Consider the following 9,552-nt stretch of genomic DNA (forward strand, 5'->3'; position numbering starts at 1 on the left):
CACCCACCCGCACCACACAACCCGCCCAACCGCCGGGGGCCTACGCTGAACGCATGAACAACCACAGCGGACGCGGTCGCGTCAGCGGCCTCCCGGCCTGGGACCGCTGCGCGGTCATGGGCGTCGTGAACGTGACCCCGGACTCCTTCTCCGACGGGGGCCGCTGGTTCGACACGACCAACGCCGTCAAGCACGGCCTCGACCTGGTCACCGAGGGCGCCGACCTGGTGGACGTCGGCGGCGAGTCCACCCGCCCCGGCGCCACCCGTGTCGACGAGGCCGAGGAACTCAAGCGCGTCATCCCGGTGGTCCGCGGCCTCGCCGCCGAGGGCGTCACCGTCTCCGTCGACACCATGCGCGCCTCGGTCGCCGAACAGGCACTCGCGGCCGGCGCCGTACTGGTCAACGACGTCAGCGGCGGCCTCTCGGACCCCGCGATGATCCCGGTCGTCGCGGACGCGGGCGCCCCCTTCGTCGTCATGCACTGGCGCGGCTTCCTGGAGGGCGGCAACGTCAAGGGCGCGTACGCGGACGTCGTCTCCGAGGTCGTGGACGAACTCCACGCGCGCGTGGACGCCGTACTGGCCGGCGGAGTCGCCCCCGACCGGATCGTCGTCGACCCGGGACTCGGCTTCTCCAAGGACGCCGATCACGACCTTGCCCTCCTGGCCCACCTCGACCGGCTGCACGGACTGGGCCACCCCCTCCTGGTCGCCGCCTCCCGCAAGCGGTTCCTGGGCCGCGTACTGGCCGGTCCCGAGGGCGCCCCGCCGCCCGCGCGGGAGCGCGACGCCGCCACCGCCGCCGTGTCCGCGCTCGCCGCCCACCAGGGCGCCTGGGCGGTCCGCGTCCACGAGGTCCGCGCCACCGCCGACGCCGTACGGGTCGCCCGCGCGGTCGAGCAGGCCCGCGGCGCCGAGGCGGTCCGTCACGCCGGGGGAGCCCGGTGAGCACACCCCACATCGACGTCGAGCAGGTCGAACTCGCCAACACCGCCTTCTACGAGGCACTGGAACAGGGCGACTTCGACGAGCTGTCCACCCTCTGGCTCAGCCCCTCCGACCTGGGCGTCGACGAGGAGTACCACGACCCGGCGGACACCGGCGTGATCTCCTGCGTGCACCCGGGCTGGCCGGTGCTGACCGGACGCGGCGAGGTGCTCCGCTCCTACGCGCTGATCATGGCGAACACCGAGTACATCCAGTTCTTCCTGACCGACGTACATGTCTCCGTGACGGGCGACACGGCCCTGGTGACCTGCACCGAGAACATCCTCAGCGGCGGCCCGGCCCCCGAGGACAGCGACGAGCTGGGGCCGCTGGTGGGCCAGCTCGTCGTCGCCACCAACGTGTTCCGCCGCACCCCGGACGGCTGGAAACTCTGGGCGCACCACGCCTCCCCGGTCCTCTCCGAGACCGACGATGACGACACAACCGGCACCGACACCGGCGCCGAGCCCGACGACACGTCCTCCTGACGCGCCACGGGACTCACTCCTGACGCCGGACGTGGTTGGAATCACGAACACGGGGTAAGTGCGGCTTCCAGCCCGTGAGCAGCCGCACCTCCCACGGGGAAACGCCCGGTGAACCCTCCCGGTCAGTACAGGGACCGGTACCTCGTGGGGCGGGCACTGTCAGTGCTCGCGGGTAGATTCGGAAGCGGCTGCCCGGGTCGACCGGGGACGACCGGGACCGACCGTATCCGGTCCGAAACGGCCGCCAACGACGATTGCAGGAGTGATTCGCGTGGATCGTGTCGCGCTGCGCGGCCTGAGGGCCTTCGGACACCACGGCGTGTTCCCGCAGGAGCGGGAAGAGGGCCAGACCTTCGTCGTGGACCTCTCCCTCGGCCTGGACACCCGCCCGGCCGCGGCCGACGACGACCTGGCGAAAACCGTGCACTACGGCATCGTGGCGGAGGAGGTCGTGGCCGTCGTCGAGGGCGAGCCCGTCGACCTCATAGAGACCCTCGCCGAGCGCATCGCGCAGGTCTGTCTGAAGCATCAGGGGGTACAGGAGGTCGAGGTGTGCGTCCACAAACCGGGCGCACCGATCACGGTCCCCTTCGACGACGTGACCATCACCATTACCCGGAGCCGAGTATGACCTCCTCGTTCACCGAGAGTCACAGCGATCCGACCGTCCAGCCGGTGCCCGCCTCCGTGGTGCGGCAGGTCGACGCCGCCGACACCACCCTCCACAACCCGAAACGCGCGGTCATCTCCCTCGGCTCGAACCTCGGCAACCGCCTGGAGACCCTCCAGGCGGCCATCGACGCCCTGGAGGACACCCCCGGCGTCCGCGTCAAGGCGGTCTCCCCCGTCTACGAGACGGAGCCGTGGGGCGTCCCTGCGGGCAGCCAGCCGTCGTACTTCAACGCGGTGATCGTCCTGAGGACGACGCTGCCCCCGTCCTCGCTCCTGGAGCGCGCCCACGCCGTCGAGGACGCCTTCCACCGCGTCCGCGAGGAACGCTGGGGGGCGCGCACGATCGACGTCGACATCGTCACGTACGCCGACGAGGTGTCCGACGACCCGGTCCTCACCCTCCCCCACCCGCGCGCCCACGAGCGGGCCTTCGTCCTCGCCCCCTGGCACGACGTGGACCCCGAGGCCCGGTTGCCCGGCCGTGGCCCGGTGGCCGCGCTCCTGGAGACCGTCACCCTGGAAGGTGTCGCGCCCCGCGCCGACCTGGAACTCCAGTTGCCGGAGTAGCCGTTAAGGTCATGACGACCGCGGGTCGGCGGTCCGGTCAGGGGAGCTGAAGGGGCACCGTGAGAGAGCTGCGCGTCAAGATGCTGGCCGGCGTGTTCGTCGTCGCCGGAGTGCTCTCCTGGGCGGGCGCCCGGCTGTGGAGCGCGGTGGGAACGCTGCCCAGTGTCCCGCTGGCCGCCCCCATCGTCCTCGCCCTGATCGCCGTGGTCCTGCTGGCCACGGCCCTCTCCCTGCGCGCCCGCCTCAAGGCCCAGCGCGAACGCCGCCCCGGCGCCAAGGGCGTCGACCCGCTGATGGCCGCCCGCGCGGTCGTCTTCGGCCAGGCCAGCGCCCTGGTGGCCGCCCTGGTCGCCGGGATGTACGGCGGCACGGGCGTCTTCCTCCTGGAGTCCCTGGACATCCCGGCCCGCCGCGACCAGGCCATCTACGCCGGCTTCTCGGTCCTGGCGGGCATCGCCGTCGTAGCGGCGGCCTTCTTCCTGGAACGGGTCTGCAAACTCCCGGAGGACGACGACACCAACGCGGGCACGGCGCCGGCCGCGTAGGCGCGCCCCAAAGGGGCGCGGGGAACTGCGCGACCAGCCACGACGGACCTGCGGACAACGCACAACGCACCGGCCCCCGGCGAAGCGACTCAGCGAGCCATGATCAAGCTCATCGCCTCATTACGGGTCGCCGGATCCCGCAACTGCCCCCGCACCGCCGAGGTGATCGTCTTCGCCCCCGGCTTCCGCACCCCCCGCATCGACATGCACATGTGCTCGCACTCGACGACGACGATCACCCCACGCGGCTCCAGGATCTTCATCAGGGAGTCGGCGACCTGCGTGGTGAGTCGTTCCTGCACCTGCGGCCGACGGGCGTAGACGTCCACCAGCCGGGCCAGCTTCGACAACCCGGTGATCTTGCCGTCGGCCGACGGGATGTACCCGACGTGCGCGACCCCGACGAACGGCACGAGGTGATGTTCACATGAACTGAGGACTTCGATGTCCTTCACGAGCACCATCTCGTCGTGCCCCAGGTCGAACGTCGTCGTGAGCACGTCCTCCGGCTTCTGCCACAGCCCGGCGAATATCTCCCGGTACGCCCGTGCCACCCGCCCCGGAGTCTCCTTGAGCCCCTCGCGGTCGGGGTCCTCGCCCACCGCTATCAGCAGTTCGCGTACGGCGTTCTCCGCCCGCTTCTCGTCGAAGTCGCCGATCGTGCCCTCGCCGTCCAGCGTCACCGGGTCGGTCATCTGGTGCCTCGTTCCTGTCCCTGTCACGCGTGTGGACCACACGTCGCACGTGCGGACATACCGAAATGCCGCGCCCCCCAGGCTAGATCCTGGGAGGCGCGGCATCCATTCCGGGCCCGATCGGGCGGGAGGGGCAGGAGAGCCGGTCAGCTCTCGGTGCGGTCCTCCGGCGCCGACTCCGTCGCGGGGACGGCCTCGACGGCTCCGGTCTTGGCGGTGATCACCGGCGCCGAGCCGTTGGCCCCGTTCGTCAGCGACAGCTCCTTGGGGGAGAGCACCGGCGGGCGGGTGGACGGCGTACGGCGGGAGGAGCCGGTCCACGCGGGGCGGGCCGGACGCTTGATGATCGGAGTGAAGATCTCGGCGATCTGCTCCTTGCTCAGCGTCTCCTTCTCCAGCAGCTGGAGCACCAGCGCGTCGAGCACGTCACGGTTCTCGACCAGGATCTCCCAGGCCTCGTTGTGCGCGTTCTCGATGAGCTTCTTGACCTCTTCGTCGACGAGCGCGGCGACCTCTTCCGAGTAGTCGCGCGGGTGCGACATCTCCCGGCCCAGGAAGGGCTCGGTGTTGTCGCCGCCGAACTTGATCGCGCCGAGGCGCTCGGTCATGCCGTACTGCGTGACCATCGCGCGGGCCGTCGCCGTGGCCTTCTCGATGTCGTTCGCGGCACCCGTGGTCGGGTCGTGGAAGACCAGTTCCTCCGCCGCCCGGCCGCCCAGCATGTAGGCGAGCTGGTCGAGCATCTCGTTGCGGGTGGTGGAGTACTTGTCCTCGTCCGGGAGCACCATCGTGTAACCGAGGGCCCGGCCGCGGGACAGGATCGTGATCTTGTGCACCGGGTCGGAGTTCGGGGAGGCCGCCGCGACCAGGGCGTGTCCGCCCTCGTGGTACGCGGTGATCTTCTTTTCCTTCTCCGACATGATCCGGGTCCGCTTCTGCGGGCCCGCCACGACGCGGTCGATGGCCTCGTCGAGCGACAGGTTGTCGATCAGCTTCTTGTCGGTGCGGGCGGTGAGCAGCGCGGCCTCGTTGAGGACGTTGCTCAGGTCCGCGCCGGTGAAGCCCGGCGTACGGCGGGCGACCGCCGACAGGTCGACGTCCGGGGCGACCGGCTTGCCCTTCTGGTGAACCTTGAGGATCTCCAGACGGCCGAGCATGTCCGGGCGGTCGACCGCGATCTGGCGGTCGAAACGGCCGGGGCGCAGCAGCGCCGGGTCGAGGATGTCGGGACGGTTCGTGGCGGCGATGAGAATCACACCGCCCTTGACGTCGAATCCGTCCATCTCGACGAGGAGCTGGTTGAGCGTCTGCTCGCGCTCGTCGTGACCGCCGCCGAGGCCGGCGCCGCGATGGCGGCCGACCGCGTCGATCTCGTCGACGAAGACGATCGCCGGGGCGTTCGCCTTGGCCTGCTCGAAGAGGTCACGGACCCGGGAGGCACCGACACCGACGAACATCTCGACGAAGTCGGAACCCGAGATCGAGTAGAACGGAACGCCCGCCTCGCCCGCGACGGCACGCGCGAGCAGCGTCTTGCCCGTACCGGGAGGCCCGTAGAGGAGCACGCCCTTGGGGATCTTGGCGCCGACGGCCTGGAACTTGGCCGGTTCCTGGAGGAACTCCTTGATCTCGTGGAGTTCCTCGACGGCCTCGTCCGCGCCCGCCACGTCGGCGAACGTCGTCTTCGGGGTGTCCTTGGTGATGAGCTTGGCCTTGGACTTCCCGAAGTTCATGACCCGGGAGCCGCCGCCCTGCATCTGGTTCATCAGGAACAGGAACACGACGACGATGAGAACGAAGGGGAGCAGCGACAGCAGAATGCCGACGAAGGCGTTCTGCTTGGTCGGCGAGACCGTGTAGCCGTCCGGAATCTGCTTGTTCTGGTACTTGTCCTGGAGAGTGTTCGCCAGGTTGACGCCCTGATCGCCGATGTAGCTCGCCTGGATCTTCGAGCTGCCCTCGACCTTCTGGCCGTCCTTGAGCTGGACCTTGATGACCTGCTCGTCACCGGTGGTGATCTTGGCCTGCTCGACCTTGTTGTCGTTGATCGCCTGGACGACCTGGCCTGTGTCCACCGTCTTGTAGCCGCCGGACGAGCCGACGACCTGCATCAACACGACCACGGCAAGGACGGCCAGCACGATCCACATGACCGGCCCACGGAAGTATCGCTTCACGTCCATCCATACGGAGCGGTGCCGCCCCGTCCCTCCTGCCATAGTGAGTTTGACAAAGACTTTTCTAAGACTGCTCTTCGGACGGTACCCCAGCATTGTCACCCGAAGGCGCACGGGCGGGCTGGCAATCCCGTCTACGCATGCTCCAACGGCGCGGAGCCCGCAGGGGTTCCCGAACGTCCCACAGAAATGGCCCTTTGGCGCAGCAGCCGCAGGAGCACCTGGTGCGAACGCCCCGCTCAGCCGCCGTAGACGTGGGGCGCGAGCGTACCGACGAAGGGGAGGTTGCGGTACTTCTCCGCGTAGTCGAGGCCGTAGCCGATCACGAACTCGTTCGGGATGTCGAAGCCGACCCACTCCACGTCGATGGCGACCTTCGCGGCCTCCGGCTTGCGCAGCAGGGTGCAGATCTTCAGCGACTCGGGCTCACGGGAGCCGAGGTTGGAAATCAGCCAGGACAGGGTCAGCCCGGAGTCGATGATGTCCTCGACGATGAGGACGTGCTTGCCCTTGATGTCGGTGTCGAGGTCCTTGAGGATCCGCACGACACCGGAGGACTGGGTGCCCGCGCCGTACGACGACACGGCCATCCAGTCCATGGTGAGCGGGGTGGACAACGCCCGGGCCAGGTCGGCCATGACCATCACCGCGCCCTTGAGCACGCCGACGATCAGCAGGTCCTTGCCCTCGTACTCCGCGTCGATCTTCGCGGCCAGCTCGGCCAGCTTCGCGTCGATCTCTTCCTTGGTGATGAGTACCGACTTGAGGTCGGCACCCATGTCTTTCGCGTCCACCCGCATCACTTTCGGTCGCCCGTCGCCATTCGCCCGGCTCACCGACCCCTGCCCCGCTCCGAGGAGGGGGTGGGATTCAGCCTTGCCGAATCACCAGTCTGCCACCCTGCCGCTGGGCGACGACCCGGCCGGGGAGATTGATGGCTCCCTGACCTCGCCAGCCGGTGATCAGCCGGTCGACTTCCTCGATGTGGCGGGCGAACAGCGAACCGGCCGGAGCGCCCGCCTCGATGGCGGCACTGCGCAGGATCCGGCGGCGTACGGCGGGCGGCAGGGCGTACAGCTTGGCGCACTCCAGGAGGCCCGCCGTGTCCCGTACGGAGGCCTCGGCCTGGCGGGCCCAGGTGTCGAGGGCGTCGGCGTCGTCGCGGGAGAGCTGGGCCGTGCGGGCGAGGGCCTCGACGACGCCCTTGCCGAGGGCCTTCTCCAGGGCGGGCAGTCCCTCGTGGCGCAGCCGGGACCTGGTGTAGGCGGGATCCGCGTTGTGCGGGTCGTCCCAGACCGGGAGGGACTGGACCATGCACGCCTTGCGGGCGGTCTGCCGGTCGAGCTGGAGGAAGGGCCTGCGGTAGCGGCCGGGAGCGCCCGGCCGCCCGGAGACGGCCGCCATCCCGGACAGGGAGCGGATGCCGGAGCCGCGGGCGAGGCCCAGCAGTACCGTCTCGGCCTGGTCGTCGCGGGTGTGGCCGAGGAGGACCGCGGTGGCGCCGTGGCGTTCGGCGGCGGCGTCCAGGGCGTCGTAGCGGGCGTCGCGGGCGGCGGCCTCGGGGCCGCCCGCACGGCCGACGGCGACGGCGATCGACTCGACCGGGGCGAGGCCGAGTTCGGTCAGGCGCAGGACGACCTCGTCGGCGCGGAGGTCGGAGCCGGGCTGCAGACCGTGGTCGACGGTGACTCCGCCGGCGCGCAGGCCGAGTTTGGGCGCTTCGAACGCGAGTGCGGAGGCGAGCGCCATGGAGTCGGCGCCGCCGGAGCACGCCACGAGGACGAGCGGGGCCGACTCGCCGGGGGTGGTGGAGCCTGGGAGGATGCCTTGACGCGGTGTGTCGGTCGGGGTGTGGGCGGTCAGGATGTCGTGGAGTGCGCGGCGAACCGCCAGGCGTATCGCCGCGACCGCAGGATGGGGACCCATGTCCGGTTCCCTTCATGAAGTTTTCGGGGGGTGAGCCGACTTCGGTCACTCAGAGTGTGTAGATGGTGACAGAAACGGGGCGTTCCCCGAGCATTGCACGCCTACTCGTGCCTCACGGTCCCTCGGACGGGTGATTGGAGGGGCGTTCACCTGCCGTCGGCCTGATTCCTTCACCACGTGATCCATGGACTCACCGGTCAGTCCTGCGGTGCACCCGCGCGACCCAGTCCGCCGGTTTGGCGATCTCGGCCTTTGTAGGAAGCGTGTTCGGGGAGGTCCACACGCGGTTGAAGCCGTCCATGCCGACCTGGTCGACGACGGCCCGGACGAACCGTTCGCCGTCGCGGTACTGCCTGAGCTTGGCGTCCAGGCCGAGCAGCTTGCGCAGCGCGAGATCCAGCCGCGAGGCGCCCTTGGCCCGCCGCTGCTGGAATTTCTCCCGGATCTCGGCGACGGAGGGCACCACGGCGGGACCCACTCCGTCCATGACGAAGTCGGCGTGTCCCTCCAGGAGGGACATGACCGCGGTGAGCCGGCCGAGGATCTCCCGCTGGGCCGGTGTCTGCACCAGCTCCACCAGGGAACGCCCGCCGTCGTCCTCCTCGCCCTCCGGCCGCCCGCCCGCGAGGGACTGCGCGGCTTCCCTGATGCGCTCCAGGAAGGTCATGGGGTCGACGTCCGTCTCCGCCAAGAACGACTGGATTTCGCCCTCCAGATGGTCCCGCAGCCAGGGCACTCCGGTGAACTGGGTCCGGTGCGTCTCCTCGTGCAGACACACCCAGAGCCTGAAGTCATGGGGCTGTACGTCGAGTTCGCGCTCCACGTGGACGATGTTCGGCGCGACGAGGAGCAGCCGGCCGCCGCCGTTCGCACCCGCCGGGAGTTCGCGGGTGGCCGGGGCGAAGGTCTCGTACTGGCCGAGGACACGGGACGACAGGAACGACAGCAGCATCCCCAGTTCGACGCCGGTGACCTTACCGCCGACCGCGCCGAGGACGGCTCCGCCGGGTGAACTCCCGCGCCGGTCCTGCATCTTGTCGAGGAGCGGCCTGAGCACCTCGCGGAACCCCGCGACGTTCGCCCGCACCCAGCCGGGGCGGTCGACGACGAGTACGGGGGTGTCGTGGGCGGCGTCTGTCCCCATCCGGGTGAAGCCCCGCACATGCTCCTCGGACGCCTTCGCGTGCCGGCGCAGCTCGGCGACGATGGCCCGGGCCTCGTCACGGCTGACTTCCGGGCCCGGCCGGACAAGGCGGGTCGCGGTCGCCACCGCGAGATTCCAGTCGACCATCCCAGCAGATGCGGCACCACCGATGCTCGTCATGCGTCAACCGTACGGGAGCGGCTCCGCCTGGGGCAGGGTGGCGAGGTCGGCGGGGCCGGGGCTTGTTGGATCGGCACCCGGCGTTGTCCGCTGTGCCCACCCTCCCCCAGTCTCGGCTTCGCTCGACCGGGGGGGGGACCCCCATCGTCCTGCGGAACGACTGCCCACA

Annotated in this window: 10 protein-coding genes; 5 read left to right on the forward strand and 5 right to left on the reverse strand. The window is 69.9% G+C overall.

The genetic code is table 11. From position 1 onward, the window contains the following. Window positions 1-53 precede the first annotated feature (53 nt). The 5 genes from folP to AOK08_RS36395 all read left to right on the forward strand — a co-directional run bounded on the left by folP (window position 54) and on the right by AOK08_RS36395 (window position 3,261). Entirely contained in the window at window positions 54-950 is an 897-nt protein-coding gene (gene folP / locus AOK08_RS36375) for a dihydropteroate synthase (protein ID WP_055534004.1), read from the forward strand. Then, window positions 947-1,477 carry a nuclear transport factor 2 family protein gene (locus tag AOK08_RS36380; RefSeq protein ID WP_055534005.1) on the forward strand — a complete coding sequence of 177 codons (531 nt, stop codon included), beginning with the start codon at window positions 947-949 and terminating at the stop codon, window positions 1,475-1,477. Before folP ends, AOK08_RS36380 begins: the two co-directional genes overlap by 4 nt. A 271-nt stretch (window positions 1,478-1,748) precedes the next feature. Beyond that, entirely contained in the window at window positions 1,749-2,108 is a 360-nt protein-coding gene (gene folB, locus AOK08_RS36385) for a dihydroneopterin aldolase (protein ID WP_055534007.1), read from the forward strand. After that, window positions 2,105-2,716, forward strand: a complete 612-nt coding sequence (folK, locus tag AOK08_RS36390; protein WP_055534009.1) for a 2-amino-4-hydroxy-6-hydroxymethyldihydropteridine diphosphokinase — start codon at window positions 2,105-2,107, stop codon at window positions 2,714-2,716. The genes folB and folK overlap by 4 nt, the downstream gene beginning before the upstream one ends. Before the next feature lie 59 nt (window positions 2,717-2,775). After that, window positions 2,776-3,261, forward strand: a complete 486-nt coding sequence (locus AOK08_RS36395; protein ID WP_055534011.1) for a DUF3180 domain-containing protein — start codon at window positions 2,776-2,778, stop codon at window positions 3,259-3,261. 89 nt (window positions 3,262-3,350) lie between these two features. Here AOK08_RS36395 and folE read toward each other — a convergent pair whose 3' ends face one another. The 5 genes from folE to AOK08_RS36420 form a co-directional block, all read right to left on the reverse strand. Beyond that, window positions 3,351-3,956 (reverse strand): GTP cyclohydrolase I FolE, encoded by a 606-nt coding sequence (gene folE / locus AOK08_RS36400; protein WP_055534013.1) that lies wholly within the window; start codon window positions 3,954-3,956, stop codon window positions 3,351-3,353. Window positions 3,957-4,102: 146 nt separating this feature from the next. Further along, entirely contained in the window at window positions 4,103-6,139 is a 2,037-nt protein-coding gene (ftsH, locus tag AOK08_RS36405; protein WP_055534015.1) for an ATP-dependent zinc metalloprotease FtsH, read from the reverse strand. A 233-nt stretch (window positions 6,140-6,372) separates the two neighbouring features. After that, a complete protein-coding gene (gene hpt / locus AOK08_RS36410; protein ID WP_055534017.1) occupies window positions 6,373-6,933 on the reverse strand; it encodes a hypoxanthine phosphoribosyltransferase in 561 nt (186 codons plus the stop codon). A gap of 70 nt (window positions 6,934-7,003) precedes the next feature. Further along, on the reverse strand, window positions 7,004-8,059 hold the full coding sequence (gene tilS, locus AOK08_RS36415; protein ID WP_055534023.1) for a tRNA lysidine(34) synthetase TilS: 1,056 nt from the start codon (window positions 8,057-8,059) through the stop codon (window positions 7,004-7,006). A gap of 190 nt (window positions 8,060-8,249) precedes the next feature. Beyond that, window positions 8,250-9,383 carry a zinc-dependent metalloprotease gene (locus AOK08_RS36420; RefSeq protein ID WP_055534025.1) on the reverse strand — a complete coding sequence of 378 codons (1,134 nt, stop codon included), beginning with the start codon at window positions 9,381-9,383 and terminating at the stop codon, window positions 8,250-8,252. Window positions 9,384-9,552 lie beyond the last annotated feature (169 nt).

Origin of the sequence: Streptomyces graminilatus, assembly GCF_001418565.1 — a bacterium.
In the GTDB taxonomy this organism is placed as follows: Bacteria; Actinomycetota; Actinomycetes; order Streptomycetales; family Streptomycetaceae; genus Streptomyces; species Streptomyces graminilatus.